General features: G+C 42.6%; 13 protein-coding genes and 1 rRNA gene. 11 read left to right on the top strand and 3 right to left on the bottom strand.

The window, feature by feature from the left end:
• Nucleotides 1-69 precede the first annotated feature (69 nt).
• On the top strand, nt 70-1,074 hold the full coding sequence (locus HMPREF9449_RS09760; RefSeq protein WP_040611330.1) for a YeiH family protein: 1,005 nt from the start codon (nt 70-72) through the stop codon (nt 1,072-1,074).
• Between the two features lie 76 nt (nt 1,075-1,150).
• Here HMPREF9449_RS09760 and HMPREF9449_RS09755 read toward each other — a convergent pair whose 3' ends face one another.
• The gene (locus HMPREF9449_RS09755; RefSeq protein ID WP_009137093.1) at nt 1,151-3,145 is read right to left on the bottom strand and encodes a fructose-bisphosphatase class III; all 1,995 of its coding nucleotides are present in this window, start codon (nt 3,143-3,145) and stop codon (nt 1,151-1,153) included.
• Between the two features lie 156 nt (nt 3,146-3,301).
• Nucleotides 3,302-4,186 carry a LysR family transcriptional regulator gene (locus HMPREF9449_RS09750; protein ID WP_009137092.1) on the bottom strand — a complete coding sequence of 295 codons (885 nt, stop codon included), beginning with the start codon at nt 4,184-4,186 and terminating at the stop codon, nt 3,302-3,304.
• Nucleotides 4,187-4,472: 286 nt separating this feature from the next.
• On the opposite strand from HMPREF9449_RS09750, the gene HMPREF9449_RS09745 reads away from it, so the two are divergent.
• From HMPREF9449_RS09745 to HMPREF9449_RS09715, 7 genes are all read left to right on the top strand, one after another.
• Entirely contained in the window at nt 4,473-5,078 is a 606-nt protein-coding gene (locus HMPREF9449_RS09745) for a F0F1 ATP synthase subunit B family protein (protein ID WP_009137091.1), read from the top strand.
• An 86-nt stretch (nt 5,079-5,164) separates the two neighbouring features.
• On the top strand, nt 5,165-5,998 hold the full coding sequence (locus HMPREF9449_RS09740; protein WP_009137090.1) for a DUF2764 family protein: 834 nt from the start codon (nt 5,165-5,167) through the stop codon (nt 5,996-5,998).
• Between the two features lie 26 nt (nt 5,999-6,024).
• Nucleotides 6,025-7,782 (top strand): V-type ATP synthase subunit A, encoded by a 1,758-nt coding sequence (locus HMPREF9449_RS09735; protein ID WP_009137089.1) that lies wholly within the window; start codon nt 6,025-6,027, stop codon nt 7,780-7,782.
• Between the two features lie 68 nt (nt 7,783-7,850).
• A complete protein-coding gene (locus HMPREF9449_RS09730; protein ID WP_009137088.1) occupies nt 7,851-9,173 on the top strand; it encodes a V-type ATP synthase subunit B in 1,323 nt (440 codons plus the stop codon).
• A 126-nt stretch (nt 9,174-9,299) separates the two neighbouring features.
• Nucleotides 9,300-9,899, top strand: coding sequence for a V-type ATP synthase subunit D (locus HMPREF9449_RS09725; protein ID WP_009137087.1), 600 nt, complete (start codon nt 9,300-9,302; stop codon nt 9,897-9,899).
• 73 nt (nt 9,900-9,972) lie between these two features.
• The gene (locus HMPREF9449_RS09720; RefSeq protein ID WP_009137086.1) at nt 9,973-11,775 is read left to right on the top strand and encodes a V-type ATP synthase subunit I; all 1,803 of its coding nucleotides are present in this window, start codon (nt 9,973-9,975) and stop codon (nt 11,773-11,775) included.
• Nucleotides 11,776-11,833: 58 nt separating this feature from the next.
• Nucleotides 11,834-12,283 carry a V-type ATP synthase subunit K gene (locus HMPREF9449_RS09715; protein ID WP_009137085.1) on the top strand — a complete coding sequence of 150 codons (450 nt, stop codon included), beginning with the start codon at nt 11,834-11,836 and terminating at the stop codon, nt 12,281-12,283.
• A 221-nt stretch (nt 12,284-12,504) separates the two neighbouring features.
• Here the strand turns inward: HMPREF9449_RS09715 and HMPREF9449_RS09710 are convergent, their stop codons facing one another.
• Nucleotides 12,505-14,238, bottom strand: coding sequence for a tetratricopeptide repeat protein (locus HMPREF9449_RS09710; RefSeq protein WP_040611775.1), 1,734 nt, complete (start codon nt 14,236-14,238; stop codon nt 12,505-12,507).
• 434 nt (nt 14,239-14,672) lie between these two features.
• On the opposite strand from HMPREF9449_RS09710, the gene HMPREF9449_RS09705 reads away from it, so the two are divergent.
• The 3 genes from HMPREF9449_RS09705 to HMPREF9449_RS09690 all read left to right on the top strand — a co-directional run bounded on the left by HMPREF9449_RS09705 (nt 14,673) and on the right by HMPREF9449_RS09690 (nt 19,759).
• The gene (locus HMPREF9449_RS09705) at nt 14,673-16,163 is read left to right on the top strand and encodes a leucine-rich repeat protein (RefSeq protein ID WP_009137083.1); all 1,491 of its coding nucleotides are present in this window, start codon (nt 14,673-14,675) and stop codon (nt 16,161-16,163) included.
• A gap of 87 nt (nt 16,164-16,250) precedes the next feature.
• The gene (locus tag HMPREF9449_RS09700) at nt 16,251-17,771 is read left to right on the top strand and encodes a BACON domain-containing protein (protein ID WP_009137082.1); all 1,521 of its coding nucleotides are present in this window, start codon (nt 16,251-16,253) and stop codon (nt 17,769-17,771) included.
• Nucleotides 17,772-18,294: 523 nt separating this feature from the next.
• A 16S ribosomal RNA gene (locus HMPREF9449_RS09690) occupies nt 18,295-19,759 on the top strand.

Genomic DNA, 19,759 nt, shown 5'->3' with positions numbered 1-19,759 from the left:
TTTGTACCGTTTTTTAATCCATTTAAATTTAAACCACCTGATATGAGATTAAGTGAAAAAAGAGGCAATATGCTTCATGGAATTCTGTTAATTGCATTATTTTCTTGTGCGGCATTCTATATCGGAGATTTCCCTTTTTTTAAAAAGTTGTCTTTTAGCCCGTTAATTATAGGTATTATTTTGGGTATGCTGTATGCCAATAGCTTGAGAAATCGCCTGCCTGAAACTTGGGTACCGGGAATTTTGTTCAGTTCGAAACAGTTGCTGCGCTTGGGAATTATTTTATATGGATTCAGGCTGACCTTCCAGAATATTGTGGAAGTAGGAGGTCCTGCCATATTGATAGATGCCATCGTCGTACTGATTACAATTGTTGGCGGGGTCGGGATCGGTAGGTTGTTGAAGATGGATAAAGATGTGGCGCTGTTGACTTCAGTTGGGAGCGGCATTTGTGGAGCGGCAGCCATACTTGGTGCGGAAGCTACCATTAAAACCAAACCCTATAAAACAGCAGTCGCCGTATCTACGGTCGTGATCTTCGGTACCGTTTCTATGTTTTTATATCCCGTATTATACCGGAATGGAATTGTAGACCTGAATCCGGAACAGATGGGAATTTATACGGGAGCAACCCTACACGAAGTAGCACATGTGGTGGGCGCCGGTAATGCAATGGGAAAGGAGATTTCAGATGTCGCTATTATTGTTAAAATGATTCGGGTGATATTGTTGGTACCTGCATTGCTGGTGATTAGTTTCTTGATGGCCAAAGGCGCTGCGCAACAAGCAGAAAAAGGAAGCCGCCGTATTACCATCCCTTGGTTTGCAGTGGGATTTTTAGTGGTGATCGGTTTTAATTCCTTTGATTTGTTGCCTCAGGGAATAGTCGATTTTATCAATAATCTCGATACCTTTTTACTGACCATGGCGATGACCGCTCTGGGGGCTGAAACCAGTATTGAAAAATTTAAAAAGGCAGGGGCAAAACCTTTTATCCTGGCCTTGGTCCTGTATGGTTGGTTGTTGGCTGGTGGCTATTTATTGGTTAAATATGTCGTGCCGGTGCTGATGTAAATCGGATTTTAGGTATACAGTTACTCCCGGATGCTTTCACGTCCGGGAGTAAATGTATATCCTCTCGTAGAGTGATTTAACTTGTTTCTTTGATAAAACCGTGACGATAGGCAAACAACAGTTTTTGCAGGTTCTCGATTTGGGTATTCAATTCTTTACCTTTGTCTGTATCCTTTACCATCATGCGATGACTGGTAAATTCGATGATGAAGGAGGTGGATTTGATATCCAACCCTTCCTCTATGGCTTTCTGGGTAGATTCGAAAGGTTCGTATTGTACCAATTGCAATCCTCGGGAATGATATACTAAAGTATAGCCTGCAATACCGGTTTCAGGTTGATAAGCTTTGCTGAAGCCTCCGTCGATGACCAGCATTTTTCCGTTGGCCCGTATGGGTTGTTCTCCTTGAATGGCTTTTACCGGTACGTGTCCGTTGACAATGTGAGCATGTGCCCCGGAAATACCGAATTCCCGTAATATCATATCACAGGTTTTTTCCGTGTCTCTGAAAATGTAATAACAACCTTTCTGTTCTTCTTTAATTTCAGCGTCTTTCAGGAAATAATTTTCAAAAGTAGCCATTTTGTTTTTATCAAATAGAGGGGAGTCCGGTCCGCACCACAAATACCACATATAATCCAGTGCAAATTGTTTTTCTTTGCTTCCTGTATCACCGAAATAAGCTGTCCGTACGAGAACATCCACTTTATCAAATAAATTTTTACCCTGATAGGACTCCCCTGCTATCCGAACCTGTTTAAAACTTCCGTCTGGAGTAAGTGGGAGGGATGCATGAAAGAGCAGGTTAGAATTGATGACTTTATACATGCTCCCATGGGCATAAAGGCAATGCATATGTTTTTGTAGTTTATCGCTGTTGATAAACGAGTGTTTCAGTTTTGCCACTAGCATTTCTTCTTCCGGCGTGAGCTGGTAAGGATTCTGGCTATTTAAAGTAGGAAAATAAGTGTCCCGCATCGGATATTCCCGCTCATTAGAGAAGAAAAAGCCTTGTTGGAAGTCGACTCGGTGAAGTAATTTACGGTCTTCCATCCGGAATTCGGGTTCGCGATCGATAATCTGGGCTTCCAGTTTGAATTGAATGATTGTAATCGCCTTGTGCATTTGGGCGATGAGCCGGACTGTTTTCTCATCCAGAATTTTATCGGTATTTCTTAGCTTGGGCATAAATGGGGTGCAAGGGTCGGTTTTATAAGTTTCCATGGCAAAAGTAGCCAGGGGCAATAGATTTATACCATATCCATCCTCAAGCGTTGTCAGATTGCCATAGCGTAGACTGATGCGCAGGACATTGGCGATGCAAGCTTCATTTCCGGCTGCTGCGCCCATCCACAAAATATCATGGTTGCCCCATTGTATGTCGAAATGGTGGTATTGGCAAAGGATATCCATAATGATATGGGCTCCCGGTCCACGGTCGTATATATCTCCGACGATATGTAAGGAATCGATCGTAAATCGCTGGATTAACAGGGAAAGAGTAATGATAAACTCATCCGCACGTTGGAGAGAGATAATAGTAGAAATAATGACGTTGATATAGTCGTGTTTATTGGGTTCTGCTGAAGATTCGTGGAGGAGTTCCTGGATAATGTAGGAAAATTCCGGGGGGAGTGCTTTGCGGACTTTGGAACGGGTGTATTTGGAAGAGACACTTTGACATACTTTGATCAATTGATTCAAGGTAACCATATACCATTCATCGATTTGTTTTTCTTTTGCCTTTACCAATTCCAGTTTTTCACGGGGATAATAAATCAGAGTGCAGAGCTCTTTTTTTTCAGATTCCCGTAGGGTGTTACCAAAGATCTCGTTGACTTTGCGTTTGATTGAACCCGAACCATTTTTTAATACATGTTGAAAGGCTTCATATTCGCCGTGGATGTCTGCCAGGAAATGTTCCGTTCCTTTGGGAAGATTGAGGATAGCTTCCAAATTGATGATTTCCGTACTGGCAGCGGCGATGTTGCGGAAATTTTGAGCTAATAATTCCAGATAACGTATGTCGTTGTATATGTCTTCTGGAGAAATTTGATTTAACAGGGCCATGAGAGAAGGTCGTTTCGGTTTTAGTTGATTTGTGATCGGTAAAATTTCAACGTTCAGGAAGCCGGGCTTAAGCTTAGTGTTCTCGGTACAATTTTACAGGCTCCGCGAACTAATGGTGTATAGCGAACGAAACTTAAAACAGTTTCGGCCGAAGGATTATTTCTTTTGATTTAAAGCAAATTCCATAAATTGCCGGGCATAAGGATCCGGTTCCCCTTGGCGATGAATGATATAAAACATACGGTGGATGCAGAGGTCGTTCATTTCTATCAATTTTAGTTTTCCGGCAGACAATTCTTCCCGGACGCTGTATATAGAAAGCAGGGCAAAGCAGTCGGAATGCAGAAGGTAATGTTTGATCCCTTCCGTTGATCCCAATACCAGACGATTCGTCAGGTGATTGATATCTATACCGGCTTCTTTGAGATGCTTGCGGATAATGTGATATGTTCCGGAACCTTTTTCCCGGAATACAAAGGGAAGCTGAATGAATTTTTCGGGAGATATATTTTCTTCGACAGGGGTGTCTTTAGCCGTTACCAATACAATTTCGTCTCGGATATAAGGAATATAGTGGATATCAGGCTGTGAAGGATTTCCTTCGATAAAAGCCAATTGGAGGTTGCCAGCCAGAATTTCGTGTTCAATCTGATCCGTATTGCCGCTGCTCATGCTGATGCTGATTTGGGGATGCCGGGTAGTAAACCGCGCCAATACTTCTGGTAATATATATTGAGAGAGTGTCGTACTGGCTCCGAGATAAAGAGTTCCTTTGATGGACATCCGCATTTTCCCGATTTCGTAATTAATCTCCCGTTCGCGCTGTATTAAAAAATCGGTTTTCTCGTACAGGTATTTGCCCGCTTCTGTTAGTTGCATCCGTCCTTTTTCCCGCAGAAACAGACTAATTCCTAATTCTTTTTCCAATTCTTTGATGCTTTTAGAAATGGCGGGTTGCGTAAGTAATAACTCTTCGGCTACTTTTGTCGTATTGGGATTTTTAGCTAAATGGTAAAATACTTTGTACTTGTGATCCAGCATTCCGGTTGGGTTAAATTTATTTACGCAAATTAAAAGAAATTAATCGGCTAAAACAAAGGAATAGGTGTCCCCGTAAAGATAAAATATTTTTTAATACGGGCTAGGGAGGATAAAGAGTCATTTAAATCGTTTTAATTCGGAGGATTTATTTGTTATTAAATCTAAAAATATTAATTTGGAGGCTTCAAATTATGGAGGATAGCAGGATTTTTGTGAGGTGTATTTCAAGGAATTGGAAAGAGAAAACGAATAAGATTATAAGAATAATTCAAAACTATATTCAGATATGGAAAATAAGCTAGATGTTTTAACAAAAAAGCTATATGATGAAGGGGTAGAGAAAGCCAGAAAAGAAGCTGATGAAATCATCGATAAAGCAAACAAACAGGCTGAAAAAATCATTGCAGATGCTCAGGCAAAAGCGGAAGATTTTATTGCCGGAGGGAAACAAGAGGTGGACAATTTGAAGAAAAAGGCCGAGTCGGAGATGGCTTTAAGTGCTCGTCAGGCATTGACGGCTTTAAAGCAGTCTATCACCCACCTGATTTCCGGTGAGGTGGCTGGAGAAATGGCTAAAACAGGGTTTGAAGACAAAGCTTTTGTACAGAACTTACTAATTTCCATTGTAGAGAAGTGGGATGTAACTTCCGGAAATCTCAATCTGGATATTGTGCTTTCTCCGGAGGAAAAAGAACAGTTCGAATCTTTTGTCGCCAGTAAATACAAGAATTTATTAAATAAAGGGCTGGAGATCAAAGTCGGGAATATGAAGGAGGGTTTTCTGATCCGCCCGCAGGATGGAAGTTATCAAATTGCTTTTTCAGAAGAACTTTTTGAAGCTTTCTTTAACCAATATATGAGAAGTTTTACAAAGAGCTTATTGTACAAATAATTCTGACTGCTGGCGGGCATCCGGACAAAATGGGCGGTACTATGAGTGTCGGAATGTTTCCCTGCCTAATGTCAAAAACTGAAAATATGGCATTTGAAAAAGATTATTATACTTTAGTCGCCAGCTTACCTGAGATTGCCTGGGATGAGCGGAAATTACCTTTAACGGTTCAGGAATTCCGTGAGGAAGCGAAAGATTATGTTACGGGTAAAGATGCAGCTCTATTGGATTTGTTTTTTCTCCCGAATGATAATGCTCAGGTATTGCGTTTGTTGAACAAGCAGGAACCGGATCCGGCATTAAAAACTGTATATCCCTTGAGACAACTGGAGGAAGAAGTTCAGGAACCTACCGTATTGCCTCTTTATTTACGTGAATTTATTACAGATTTTAAAGAAGAACGTCTGAAATACGACGTTGCTCCTGAAAATGTGCTGAGTTGGATGTATTATGCGTATATGATGCATTCTGAAAATAAGTTAGTAAGGGAATATGCTGAATTTTCCATGAATATGAAAAACCTGATCGCTGCTTTTAATAGTAAAAAATACGGTCGGGATGTCAGCCGGGAAGTGATTGGTGAAAATGAGTTTGCCCTTGCCCTTCGTACCTCTAATTCCAAGGATTTTGGATTATCGATGGATTATCCTTATGTTGAAAAGGTGATTTCTCTTATGGAAAATGACAATTTGGTAGAGAGAGAAAGAGGACTGGATCTGTTGATTTGGGATTTTCTGGATGAGGCTGTTGTCTTTGAGTATTTTTCCATTGAAAAGGTCATTAGCTTTATGTTGAAATTGATGATCGTGGAAAGATGGAGCCGGATGAGTTCGGAATCTGGCAGGAAAGTTTTTATGGAGTTGGTGGAGAAATTCCGGAAAAGTTTTGAATTTGATGAACAATTTATAATCGGAAAGTGATTAAAATTTAAATTTACAATTATAATATGGATAAAACGCAAGGAAAAGTTCATAGTATAATCTCTAACCTGGTTTTGGTGAAGGTCGAAGGCCCTGTATCCCAGAATGAAATTTGTTTTATTCAATTGGGAGAAGAGCGTTTGATGGCAGAGGTAATAAAGGTCGTAGGGGATATTGCTTATGTGCAGGTATTTGAAAGTACCCGTGGCTTAAAACCCGGTGTGCCGGTTGAGTTTGAAAACCACATGCTGGAAGTGACATTGGGTCCTGGTTTGCTGTCGAAGAATTTCGACGGTCTGCAAAATGATCTCGACAAGATGACGGGAGTTTTCTTGAAACGAGGAGAATATACCAATCCGTTGGAAGACGATAAGAAGTGGAGTTTTACCCCTCTTGCCCAACCGGGAGACCGTGTAAGCGCCGCAGATTGGTTAGGAAATGTGAAGGAGAATTGGCTGGACCATAAGATTATGGTGCCCTTCAAGATGGAGGGAGAATATACAGTAGTGTCTGTCGCTCCGGAAGGAGAATATACGATTAAAGATACGATAGCTGTCCTGAAAGACGATAGGGGACAGGAATACAAAATTACTATGATACAAAAATGGCCTGTAAAAGTGGCCATACGCGCTTATACAGATAAGCCCCGTCCTTCTCGTCAGATGGAAACCGGTGTCCGGGTAATCGATACGATGAATCCGATGCTGGAAGGAGGAACGGGTTTTATCCCCGGTCCCTTTGGTACTGGAAAAACAGTATTGCAGCATGCTTTGGCCCGTTTTGCAGATGCAGACGTCATTATTATGGCGGCTTGTGGGGAGCGTGCTAATGAGGTAGTGGAAATTTTTACGGAATTCCCCGAATTGGAAGACCCGCGTTCCGGACGTAAATTGTATGAACGGACTACCATTATCGCGAATACTTCCAATATGCCGGTTGCTGCCCGGGAAGCTTCCGTGTATACCGCCATGACGATAGGCGAATATTATCGGACAATGGGGATGAAGGTTTTGTTGTTAGCTGACTCTACTTCCCGTTGGGCTCAGGCTTTGCGGGAAATGTCCAACCGTATGGAAGAATTGCCCGGACCGGATGCATTTCCGATGGACTTGTCTGCTATTATTTCCAATTTTTATTCCCGGGCGGGAATGGTGTATCTGAAGAATGGAAAAACCGGTTCTGTTACTTTTATCGGAACGGTCTCTCCCGCAGGAGGTAACCTGAAAGAACCGGTGACCGAGTCTACAAAGAAAGTGGCCCGTTGTTTTTATGCCCTTTCTCAGAATCGGGCTGATTCCAAACGTTATCCTGCTATTGATACGCTCGAATCCTATTCAAAGTATTTGGAATATCCTGAATTTATCGAATATGCAAAGAAAAATATTTCGGGAGACTGGATCAGCGATGTGAATGAGGCCCGTAATATGTTGGTGAGAGGACGGGAAACGGCAGAGCAAATCGATATTTTGGGGGATGATGGAGTACCTTTGGATTACCATGTGATTTTCTGGAAATCAGAGTTGATCGACTTTGTGATTCTGCAACAAGATGCTTTTGATAATATCGACGGTTCTACTTCTATGGAACGACAGCAATATATGTTGCATATGGTGTTGGACGTTACCCGTTCGGATTTCAATTTTGAATCTTTCGAGGAAGTAAATCCTTATTTTAAACGTTTGATCAATGGATTTAAACAAATGAACTATTCGGAGTTCCAATCAGAAGCGTTTAAAAAGTACGAAGCCGAAGTGCTGGATATCATCAAAGAGAGAAAAAAATGAAATTTTAATGATTTAAAAATTTGAAATGGACGACATGGAATAATTTTTAAATTTTCAAATAAAATAATATGACAACAGCTTTTCAAAAAGTTTATACAAAAATCACTCAGATCACGAAAGCAACTTGCTCGCTGAAGGCTCAGGGAGTGGGAAACGATGAACTGGCGATTGTGAATGGACGGTTGGCTCAGGTCGTGAAAATCTGGGGAGAAGATATAACCCTGCAAGTATTTTCCGGTACGGAAGGGATTCCGACAGATGCAGAAGTGACTTTTCTGGGAAAAGCCCCGACCCTGAAAGTGGGAGAAGATCTCTGCGGACGTTTTTTCAATGCTTTCGGAGATCCGATAGATGGCGGTCCTGCTATTGACGGAGAGGAACGCGAAATCGGAGGACCGTCTGTAAACCCGGTAAGACGTAAACAACCTTCAGAATTAATCGCTACAGGTATTGCCGGTATCGATTTGAATAATACTTTGGTATCCGGCCAAAAGATCCCGTTTTTTGCCGATCCGGATCAGCCTTATAATCAGGTTATGGCGAATGTGGCTTTACGGGCCCAAACCGATCGTATCATTTTGGGAGGTATGGGATTGACGAATGACGATTATCTGTATTTTAAAAATTTATTCGATAACGCCGGAGTGCTCGACAGGATCGTAAGCTTTGTAAATACGACAGAGGCTCCCCCCGTTGAACGTTTGTTGGTGCCGGATATGGCGTTGACTGCTGCGGAATATTTTGCTGTAGAAAGAAATGAAAAAGTGCTGGTACTGCTGACCGATATGACTTTGTATGCAGATGCTCTGAGTATCGTTTCTAACCGTATGGACCAGATTCCCTCTAAAGACTCTATGCCCGGTTCGCTCTATTCGGATTTGGCAAAAATTTACGAGAAAGCTGTTCAGTTTCCCGCAGGAGGATCTATTACGATTATTGCCGTGACGACTCTTTCGGGCGGGGATATTACAAATGCGGTTCCGGATAATACCGGCTATATTACAGAAGGACAGTTGTTTTTGCGTAAAGATACAGAAATCGGAAAGGTGATCGTAGACCCCTTCCGGAGTTTGTCCCGTTTGAAGCAATTAGTAATCGGTAAAAAGACCAGAAAGGACCATCCTCAGGTGATGAATGCTGCTATCCGTTTGTATGCGGATGCTGCGAATGCCCGGACAAAGTTGGAAAATGGATTTGACCTGACCGATTATGACCGTCGTACATTGGAATTTGCAAAAGATTATTCCAATGAGTTGCTGGCGATAGACGTAAATATCGGTATTACGCAGATGCTGGACACTGCTTGGACACTATTCCGGAAATATTTTACCAAGGCTGAATTGGGTATTAAGCAGGAAATTGTAGATGAATTCGGAAACTACAAAGATTGACGGTTTTTTCGGAAGAAGTCGTTTCTCATTTTCGGTATACAAAAGAAAAGGTAGCGCCGGAGAATGATAGGATCCGTAAAGAGAGAAAAGGTAAATAGCCGGAATCGTAAATCAAAAATGTGAAATATGATAAAATTTCAATACAATAAGACATCCTTGCAGAATCTCGATAAGCAATTGAAAATGCGGGTACGGGCTCTTCCAACAATTAAAAACAAAGAGTCGGCTTTGCGTTCGGAGGTGAAGAAAGCGAAAGAGGTGGCGGATGAATTTGATTCGAAATTGGAATCGACGCTGGAAGCTATCAATAATATGTTGCAGCTCTACGACGAGTATACGCCGGGAATATTAGCTGTGAAGGATGTCAATATGTCGGTAAAAAAGATTGCCGGAGTCCGTACTCCTGTATTGGATCATGTGGAATATGAAGTAAAAGATTTCAGTTTATTCAATACTCCGGGCTGGCTTCTGGATGGTATCCAACATATTAAACAAGTGGTGGATATTGCTTTGGAGAGAGAGTTTTATGTTCGAAAAATGGAGTTGCTGGATAAAGCGAGGAAAAAGACCACGCAAAAAGTAAATTTGTATGAAAAAGTACAAATTCCAGGTTTCCAGGAGGCTATACGGAAAATTAAGCGTTTTTTGGAAGATGAAGAAAACCTTTCGAAGTCTGCACAGAAAATTGTGAAAAACCGGAAAGAAGGAGAACAAAATGAAATGTAATGAATGATCAAATGGAAGAGTACCGACGAAAGATAAGGAGGTCTCCGAAATTTGAATCTTAAAGAGATAGACAATGGTAGTACCAATGGAAAAATTATCCCTGCTGATTTTTTATAAGGATTATCGGCAATTCCTGGAAGAACTCCGGGAAAAGGGAGTGGTTCATGTCCATGAAAATAAGAAACGATCGGCTGAGGACGAAAAGCTGAAGCAGAAGATGTTTATTATTAAACGGATCGGGGAGATGATTAAACGCCTGGCAAAACGGGCACCTGAAGAAGTTGAGGAAAATCCGGATCAGGAAGGACTGGAATTATTAACTTTTTTGGAAGAACAATATAAACGAGTAGAACAAATTGATACTCAGATTGTCAGCCTGGAAAAAGATGGGCAGATTTATGAACCGTGGGGAGAATTTCCGAAAGAAGAAATGAACGGATTGCGTGATGCCGGATGGGATTTACGCTTTTTTACTGTTCCGGACCGGAAATATTTACCGGAATGGGAAGAACAATACAATGCCTTTCCTATTCGTCAGGAAAAAGGTCAACAATATTTTGTTACGGTAACTCCTGCCGGGACGTCTGTACAACCGGAAGCGGATGCTGTCGTTTTTCCTCAAGCCACTGCGGAAGAGATTCAGCAGCATATCGACGAGCTGAGAGAAGAAAAAGAGTCGATTTATCATAAAATCAATCGGATTGCAGTGCGGTCTATCGAGCGTTTAAAGGCTTACCGGACAAGTTTGTATGAAGATACAGATGAGCTGAAGATTGTGGATGCTTCGGAAATGTTAATCGACGATAAAGTGATTGCGCTGGAAGGTTGGGTTCCTGCAGGAATAAAGGAAAATACGGCTGATTGGCTGGCGGATAAAGGGGTTTATTATGAATTTGAAGAGCCTGCAGATACGGATAACCCTCCGATTTTGTTGAAAAACAATAAGTTTGCTCGTTTGTTTGAATTTATTGGGGAACTTTATTCTTTGCCCAATTACCGGGAAATCGATTTGACACCGTTTTTTGCACCGTTTTTTGTTTTGTTTTTTGGATTTTGTTTGGGGGATGCCGGTTATGGTTTATTGTTGTTGATCGGTATATCCATTTATAAGATCTGGGCTAAACCGAAACTCAAGCCGATTCTTTCCCTGGCGCAATGGCTGGGAGCTGCTACTGTAGTGATGGGAATTGTAAGTGGAACATTTTTTGGAATACAGTTGCTGGAAGTACAAGTGCCTTGGGTCGTAAAAATGCGGGCGATGATGCTGGATTCGCAGCAGTTATTCAATTTGGCTTTGATTATCGGCGTCGTACAGATTATTTTCGGCATGTTCCTGAAAGTGGCTAATTTGTGGCGGCGCTATGGTTTGCCTGCAGCTTTGTCTACGATTGGCTGGTTGATTTTGATTTTAGGAGAGGGCGTTTGTTATGGGCTCTCTTTAAAAGGATACGACGTAAAAATCCCAATGTATGTGGTAGCAGGTGTTGCCGGATCTTTCATATTTTTGTTCAATAACCTGAAACGCAATATTTTTATCAATATTGGAGCGGGTTTATGGGATACTTATAATACCGCTACTGGTTTGCTGGGAGATACGCTCTCATACATCCGTTTGTTTGCTTTGGGTATTTCCAGTGCTGTACTCGGGTTGGTATTTAATGATTTGGCCGTCAATATGAGCGGAGATATACCTGTTGTAAAGCAGTTGGTGATGCTCATTATTTTATTATTCGGACATAGTGTGAATTTGTTTATGGCAGGTTTGGGATCTTTCGTACATCCGATGCGTTTGACGTTTGTCGAGTTTTATAAAAATGCCGGTTTTGAAGGAGGAGGTAAAAAATACCAGCCTTTCCGGAGGAGAACCGAAAATTGATTTTAGTAGAAAAAGAGATAATTAATTAATAACAATCTAAATTTAAATTTTAAAGATTATGGAACCAATTATTTTAGCTTATATCGGGGTGGGTTTAATACTCGGTTTGTCCGGAATCGGTAGTGCGTATGGTGTGACGATTGGAGGAAATGCAACGGTAGGCGCATTGAAGAAGAACGATGAGGCATTCGGTAATTATATGGTATTATGTGCCTTGCCAGGTACTCAGGGGTTGTACGGATTTCTAGGGTTTTTCCTTTTACAGGGAGTTCTTACTCCGGAAATCACTTGGTTGCAAGCAGCTGCAGTATTCGGTGTTGGTTTAGGGCTGGGATTTGTCTGTTTGTTTTCAGCTATTCGTCAGGGACAGGTATGTGCAAACGGGATTATAGGGATCGGATCCGGTTACGACGTATTCGGTAAAACATTGATTCTGGCTGTATTCCCGGAGTTATATGCTATCGTTGCGGTGGCAGCAACCTTTATGATCAGTACGGCTATTAAATAGTTTAATAGAATAGACGGAAGGGGTTGTCTCAAAAATTGAAATTTCGACTTTTTTGAAGAGAAGTATTTCTGGTAGGAACGAATGCTCCATTTTGTTTGGAGGCTTTAAATCCTTGATTAAGATCTCTTTGTCCGGTCGAAAGGTTCGACAATCGAAAGATTTTTGGGACAATCCCTTTTGTTTTTGAACGCTTTCTTCCCTCTTCCTTTGGGGAGATATTTTTAGATGGTACGTAGATAGTTTTCAAGAGAATCGTCGGGAGGAAGTGAAACCTTCTTCCGTATCCGGTGTCGTAGCTTTTTGATGCTGTCGGGTTGTACGAAAAGGATACGGGCAATCATTTTATTATCCATCCCCATGCGTACATAAGCACAGAAGCGCATTTCGTGTTCCGATAAGTCAGGATGTGCTTCTTGTAACCGGCTGAAAAAACCGGGATAAATCCCTTCAAAGTGCACGTGGAAAAAGGTGCCTTCTTCTTCGTCGGGCACATGCTGGTTCATAATATATTGCTTTAACCTTGTTGTAACGGCTTGGGGGATGTTGCCTGTCTGCCGTTCCTTATCGAGTTGCTGTTTCAATTCGTTTAGCATCCGGTTCCGGGTGTTAATTGCCAATACCCGTTCTGCCAGTTCCCGATTCCGGCTGTCAACTTCCCGGCGGAGTTGTTCTTTGTAGAGCGTCTCGTGTTCCAGCCGTATGCACAGTTCTTTGTTTTCAGCTTCGCGTAGTTGTTTGAGGATACGTTCCTTGTGCCGGCGAGTCCAGAAAATATAACATACGAACGCAGCAATACAGGCAACAGTAAAAAAGAGGAGAAACATCAAACGGCTTTGCCACAATGACTTTTCCCGGAGGTGGCTCAGCCGGTATTCATAATGTTCAATAGCTGCCCGGCTGTCCATATGTCTGATCTCTGCTAGTCCGTTAGCTACAGAAAGCGAATCGCGTGCTGCTTCGAAATGACATAAATAGTAATAAGCACTGTCGATATTCTTTAAGGCGGCAAAGGTATTTGTCATGCCCTGTAAAACGGGAAGTATAAATTCATAATCACGATTTTCATTTATGTAAGCGAGGGCTTTGCGATATAGAGGAAGCGACTGTTCTTCCCTTCCGGCCTGCAGATAGCCGGCTGCCAGTCCGGTTGCACTTTTGGCCGTTAGTTTCTTGTTGCCGTAAGCTTTAGCTAATTGGTAAGCTGCTTCTGCCTGATCCTGACGGTGGGTATAACTGAAAAGGGAGAGCAGAACGTTGATTTTAAAAGAAGTGTCAGCACAGCATTCTGGGGCATCCAGGAGTTCTTCCAGTATTTTTACGGCTCGTTCTTCTTCCCCCAGTCGGTAAAGGGCGTTGGAGAGGTTCAAACGGTTTTTTTGCCGGAAATGGGGGGTGCCCAGAATGTTAAAGCAGCTATCCGCTTGTTCAAAAAAGTCGAGCGCCCGATTCCAGTCTTCCAGATTTTGCATAATGACGCCCGTGTTTACGCAGGTGTTGGCCAGCATAAGCGTATCGTTAATACGGCTGTAAAATGCACTTACCTGACGGTAGCCTTTATAACTTTCCAGAAAATCTCCCCTCATCAGGTAGATTTGGCTTTGTAATCCGATTATACGAGCTCTATCGTAAGGATATTTATCCGGATTGATTTGCTGAGCAGCTTCTTCCAGAAGATGTTGGGCTTCTTCCAATTCAGCATGGAATACGCGGTATCGGGCCTCCCAGTATTTGGTCCTCCATTGAAGTATAGGTAAATCAGGCCTTTGTTCGCAAAGGAAATACATTTGTTTCAGAATTGGTTCGTAGAGCTTTCCTGCTGGAGTTTGTGAAATCTGGAAAGCAAGTGAATCAAAAGAAGTCCCGGTTGGTATCCATCGGCTCGACAGGGTAGTTTGTACAGTAGGTATACAGCAATAAAGACCGAAAAAAAGCAAGACGCACCAGAAATATTTCATGTTGTAAAAATAGTAAAATATCATTGGCAAAAAAAGGTCAATTTAAATTCATTAGGACATTTCCGAAGTTCAAATGTCACAATCTTCCCTTTTTTCAAATCTCGTTTTAAAGCTTTTTTCAGAAACAGATAGGTACTTCGTTCCTTAAAGGGACTTATTTACCGGATTAGGATCTTTTCATCGGCATCGAAGAGGGTTTTCGTTTCTGAATCTTGTTTATTTGCATTTTTCTGTTTTTTATTTCTACTGTTTTAAATTTTAGATGACGGTTATTTTTGATTTTTGTGTTTCTATTTTCTGTTTCAGGCAAGCTGTCCCCCATTTGTCCCCCCCGCTCTTTGATCCAAAAGTTTGATTCTTCCTATATTAGCAAAAATTTCTGGGAAAAAATAGTCTGTTTTCCAAGGTGTTCTGTTTAATAAAAATGTGAAAAAATGAAAAGTTGGAATTTTATTTTTTGCCTTATACTTTTTATAACGGTATGGGGCTGTAGGAGTGATGATGAGGCTGTTCCGGTTGAAATTCCCCGGGTAATACTTGATCGGTCAGAGGTTTCGCTTCCTACCCGGGGTGGTTCGGTTGAAATAGCTGTCGAAACCGGCGGCATCGTATGGCATGTCGAAGGAGCCCCTTCCTGGCTTACCGTATCACAGACCGGGCAGGGAATGCTTTTATCGGCTGAAGGTAATTTGGGGGGTCAGCGCCGGACTACGACCCTGAAGGTTTCTGTAGAAGGCGGAACAGAAGAAACACAAGCTACACTGGAAGTAAGGCAGGGCAACGGAGCTATGATACTTAGCTATGACACAGAAAAGCCGGATGCTGTGGTGGCACTTCCTACAGAAGGTGTGGTCAAATGTACGATTAATTGGGGGGATGGGCAAAAAGAGGAAGTGGATGCCATAATCGACGGTTTATCAGTTGGCTATCCTACGCATACTTATGAGAAACAGGGTAGTTATGAAGTTGAAATTTTGGGTACGGTGACGGCACTTTCGTCTATATTGCTTGATAATGCCCAACGAGCCCGTTTAAAGGCCGTGGAAGCATGGGGAGAAACGGGACTTGAAAGTATGGAATATGCTTTTCACGGTTGTACCTCACTTACCACACTTGCTTCAAATGCAGAGCAAGCATTCACAACCGTGACAACCTTCCGGAATGCATTTAATGGTTGTTCTGCTTTGAAAGAAATTCCGGCCGATTTGTTCGCCGGATGTACTTTGGCGACCGATTTTAGTTCTTGTTTTACGGAATGTATCTCCTTAAAAGTAATTCCGGAGCATTTGCTGGATGAATGTACGGGCATAGAAAAAATCAATAGTATCTTTAGTTATTGCCGAGGGCTCGAAAAAGTACCGGAGGGACTTTTTACTTCTTGCAGTCAGGTGACCGATTTTAGTTACTCTTTTGTGTATTGTGAAGCTTTACAGCAAATCCCCGCAGGTTTATTTGCGCCTTGTACGGCAGCTCTTACCTTTCAGCATTGTTTTGCAGGAGATGTTTCCCTCAAAGAAATTCCGGCAGGCTTATTTGATCGGTGTGAGCAGGTGGAAAGTTTCCAAAGTACTTTTTTAGGATGCACTTCCCTGACAAAAATACCTGAAGGGCTATTTGATAAATGTACTAAAGTCGTGAAATTTAATTTTGTATTTGCCGATTGTGAAAATCTGCTTACTGTACCAGTATCTCTTTTCGATTTTTGCCGGCAGGCAACGCGTTGGTATGGAATATTTAGGGGATGTAGCGCTTGGGAAGGAGAATCTCCTTATACACGAATAGGCGAAAAGAAAGTTCATTTGTATGAACGGGGAGAATATTCCAACCAATTTGCAGCTCCGGTCGAATATAAAACGGCCTTTAAAGAATGTATCCAACTGGAAGATTATTCGATAATTTCCGCCTCTTATTCACAATGGTTGTAATTAAATCTGGGAGAAATAATTTTATCTGGATATAGAGGAGGAAGAAAGGATAGAAGGGAAAATTTAAATCAAATATAATAGTAAAACATGAAAAAACTGATATTTATTCTTTGTACACTAGTGGCTTTATGGGCTTGTTCTGATAAAGATGATCCGACCCCTGTAGAAATTCCCGTTTCCCTTTCGACGGACCCGGCTTTGCTTACTTTTGAAGCGGAAGGAGGGATGCAGGAAGTGCATATTACGACGAACTGTGATAAATGGGACGTTCGATCAGCTGATCCCCATTTTGTAGTGAACACACTGGACGACGGATTTACGGTGACAGCAGCCCGGAATCTTTCTACCGGACAACTTAAAAGTAATATCGAAGTGAAGGGAACCCGAAATGGGGAACAAATTACTGATACGGTTGTCGTTGTACAAAATGGTGCTGAACAGGTGACCTTAAAGGTCGAGCCTGCTCAATTGAATTTTCCGGTAGAGGGAGGAAGGGAAACAGTAGGGGTGCAGGTGGGCGGAACAGATATATGGAAGTTTGCAACCGAAGCCGCTTGGTTAACTATCGAGAAAGCAGACGGCATCCTGACGGTGACGGCTCAGAAGAACGTATTGCCTGAAAAATTGGCGGCAACTATTGTCCTGACAGCCGGTTTGGGTGAAAATACTGCCGAAACGACCCTAGAGGTCGTACAGGAAGCCAATCTGACTCTCGGTTCTTTGATTTTTGAACTGACGGTTCCGGCAGGGGCAAAAGCTGGACTACCCCTCTATACAGATGAAACGACTGCAGTAAACTGTGTAGTGGATTGGGGGGATGGACAGAAGGAAACAGTGACGGCCAATGCTCCTACTCATATCTACGAAAAAGAAGGAGTTTATGAAATAACAGTTACGGGTACTGTAAGCCGGTTAAATTCCAATAATCCTGTCTTTAACAGCGGGGACGCGCTTATGCGTGACTATATCACAGCCGTAAAACAATGGGGTACAACAGGCTTAACCTCCCTGTATAATGCTTTTTGGCATTGTACAAACCTGCGTTCGATTCCAACCGATACTCAGGAATCTTTTCGTGCAATTACTACATTCGAGAGCGCGTTCGAACAATGCAGCAGCCTGGAAGTCCTTCCGGAAGGATTGTTGCGCTCATGTGATAAGGTAGAATCTTTCCGGAATTCATTTTCGCAATGTACCTCTTTGACTTCATTGCCTGAAAATTTATTCGCCTCTTGTCGTCTGGCGACCGATTTTTTTCGTACATTTTGGAAATGTACTTCTCTCAAGAGTATAAAGGAGGGAATTTTTGCTGGATGTACAGAAGCAATAGATTTTGGACAGTGTTTTTATACTTGTACCGCACTTACAATAATTCCTGTCTCTATGTTCGATGATTGTAAAAAAGCGACCGGTTTCAGATTTACTTTCGGTAAGGCCCCGCTCACAGGCGAATCTCCCTATACCCTTCATGAAGGGATAAAAATTCATTTATATGAACGTGCCGATCATACTGCACTTTTTACTGCTCCTGCTGAGTATGGACGCTGTTTTCAAGAGTGTACTTCACTGAGCGATTATGCACAGATCGAAGCACACGGCTGGAATTGATCTCTATTTTATAGCTCTCTTTCACTATTACACATTAGGGACGTGCCCTATTGTGTAATTTTCTTCTTTTTCCTTTGCAATGATTGCATATTTGCCGTATTGTCATTTAAAACGGGGTTATTTATTCTGTTGCATCCTTTCTTTTTGAATGCGGACTTCCTGAAGGAGAGGGGGTTATTTACGCTGTTAAATTTTGGGTAAAAAAAAGGGCATAAAAATTTGGAAAAGGGGTGATAATTGTTTTATCTTTGCACCCGCTTTCGGGAAGAGTTGCAGGAAGGGAAAGGGGTAAACAAATCGAAACGCGAGTTCTTAAAAAAAAGTTTCAAAAAAGTTTCGGAAAGATTTTGCAGAACAAAAAAGTGGTATTATCTTTGCCGACGCTTTCCCCCGAAATTTTGGGGATTTTTAGAAGCTAAGAAAGTTCTTTAAAATATTGAAGTGACAAACAAGCAAGTGCGAGTCCTTAACAATGAATGATAAGGAATTATAACCTGACACAGGAAACACAAAAAAAACTTTAACTATGAAGAGTTTGATCCTGGCTCAGGATGAACGCTAGCGACAGGCTTAACACATGCAAGTCGAGGGGTAACAGGGTGTAGCAATACACCGCTGACGACCGGCGCACGGGTGAGTAACGCGTATGCAACCTGCCTTTGACAGAGGGATAGCCCATGGAAACGTGGATTAATACCTCATAGTCTCTTTTTCCTTCCTGGGGAATAGAGTAAAACGAGAGTGGTCAAAGATGGGCATGCGTCCTATTAGGCAGTTGGCGGGGTAACGGCCCACCAAACCGATGATAGGTAGGGGTTCTGAGAGGAAGGTCCCCCACACTGGTACTGAGACACGGACCAGACTCCTACGGGAGGCAGCAGTGAGGAATATTGGTCAATGGTCGAGAGACTGAACCAGCCAAGTCGCGTGAGGGATGACTGCCCTATGGGTTGTAAACCTCTTTTCTATTGGGAGAATAAGCCTTATGTATAGGGTGATGACAGTACAGTAGGAATAAGCATCGGCTAACTCCGTGCCAGCAGCCGCGGTAATACGGAGGATGCGAGCGTTATCCGGATTTATTGGGTTTAAAGGGTGCGTAGGCGGCTTTATAAGTTAGTGGTAAAATTTCGGAGCTTCACTCCGGTCCGCCATTAAAACTGTAGAGCTAGAGAATGGACGAGGTAGGCGGAATAAGTTAAGTAGCGGTGAAATGCATAGATATAACTTAGAACTCCGATAGCGAAGGCAGCTTACCAGACCATAACTGACGCTGATGCACGAGAGCGTGGGTAGCGAACAGGATTAGATACCCTGGTAGTCCACGCCGTAAACGATGCTCACCGGCCCTTAGCGATAAGACAGTTAGGGGTTAATTGAAAGAATTAAGTGAGCCACCTGGGGAGTACGTCGGCAACGATGAAACTCAAAGGAATTGACGGGGGCCCGCACAAGCGGAGGAACATGTGGTTTAATTCGATGATACGCGAGGAACCTTACCTGGGTTTAAATGTATGTTGCATAATCTGGAAACAGTTTTTCTCTTCGGAGCTATATACAAGGTGCTGCATGGTTGTCGTCAGCTCGTGCCGTGAGGTGTCGGGTTAAGTCCCATAACGAGCGCAACCCTTACCGTTAGTTGCTAGCATGTAATGATGAGCACTCTAGCGGGACTGCCACCGTAAGGTGAGAGGAAGGGGGGGATGACGTCAAATCAGCACGGCCCTTACATCCAGGGCGACACACGTGTTACAATGGCCATAACAGCGGGTAGCTACCGGGTGACCGGATGCAAATCTCGAAAATTGGTCTAAGTTCGGATTGGAGTCTGCAACCCGACTCCATGAAGTTGGATTCGCTAGTAATCGCGCATCAGCCATGGCGCGGTGAATACGTTCCCGGGCCTTGTACACACCGCCCGTCAAGCCATGGAAGCTGGGAGTACCTGAAGTCCGTAACCGCGAGGATCGGCCTAGGGTAATACCGGT

Origin of the sequence: Odoribacter laneus YIT 12061 (assembly GCF_000243215.1) — a bacterium.
In the GTDB taxonomy this organism is placed as follows: domain Bacteria; phylum Bacteroidota; class Bacteroidia; order Bacteroidales; family Marinifilaceae; genus Culturomica; species Culturomica lanea.
Note: the sequence above shows the minus strand (reverse complement) of the source record. Positions and strands in the feature narration are given on the sequence as shown.

Coding starts and splice junctions, on each gene's coding strand:
- HMPREF9449_RS09755 (WP_009137093.1), bottom strand. CDS start 3,145: ATGGCCCTGTTAAATCAAATTTCTCCAGAAGACATATACAACGACATA.
- HMPREF9449_RS09750 (WP_009137092.1), bottom strand. CDS start 4,186: ATGCTGGATCACAAGTACAAAGTATTTTACCATTTAGCTAAAAATCCC.
- HMPREF9449_RS09705 (WP_009137083.1), top strand. CDS start 14,673: ATGAAAAGTTGGAATTTTATTTTTTGCCTTATACTTTTTATAACGGTA.
- HMPREF9449_RS09760 (WP_040611330.1), top strand. CDS start 70: ATGCTTCATGGAATTCTGTTAATTGCATTATTTTCTTGTGCGGCATTC.
- HMPREF9449_RS09710 (WP_040611775.1), bottom strand. CDS start 14,238: ATGAAATATTTCTGGTGCGTCTTGCTTTTTTTCGGTCTTTATTGCTGT.
- HMPREF9449_RS09730 (WP_009137088.1), top strand. CDS start 7,851: ATGACAACAGCTTTTCAAAAAGTTTATACAAAAATCACTCAGATCACG.
- HMPREF9449_RS09725 (WP_009137087.1), top strand. CDS start 9,300: ATGATAAAATTTCAATACAATAAGACATCCTTGCAGAATCTCGATAAG.
- HMPREF9449_RS09715 (WP_009137085.1), top strand. CDS start 11,834: ATGGAACCAATTATTTTAGCTTATATCGGGGTGGGTTTAATACTCGGT.
- HMPREF9449_RS09740 (WP_009137090.1), top strand. CDS start 5,165: ATGGCATTTGAAAAAGATTATTATACTTTAGTCGCCAGCTTACCTGAG.
- HMPREF9449_RS09735 (WP_009137089.1), top strand. CDS start 6,025: ATGGATAAAACGCAAGGAAAAGTTCATAGTATAATCTCTAACCTGGTT.
- HMPREF9449_RS09720 (WP_009137086.1), top strand. CDS start 9,973: ATGGTAGTACCAATGGAAAAATTATCCCTGCTGATTTTTTATAAGGAT.
- HMPREF9449_RS09700 (WP_009137082.1), top strand. CDS start 16,251: ATGAAAAAACTGATATTTATTCTTTGTACACTAGTGGCTTTATGGGCT.
- HMPREF9449_RS09745 (WP_009137091.1), top strand. CDS start 4,473: ATGGAAAATAAGCTAGATGTTTTAACAAAAAAGCTATATGATGAAGGG.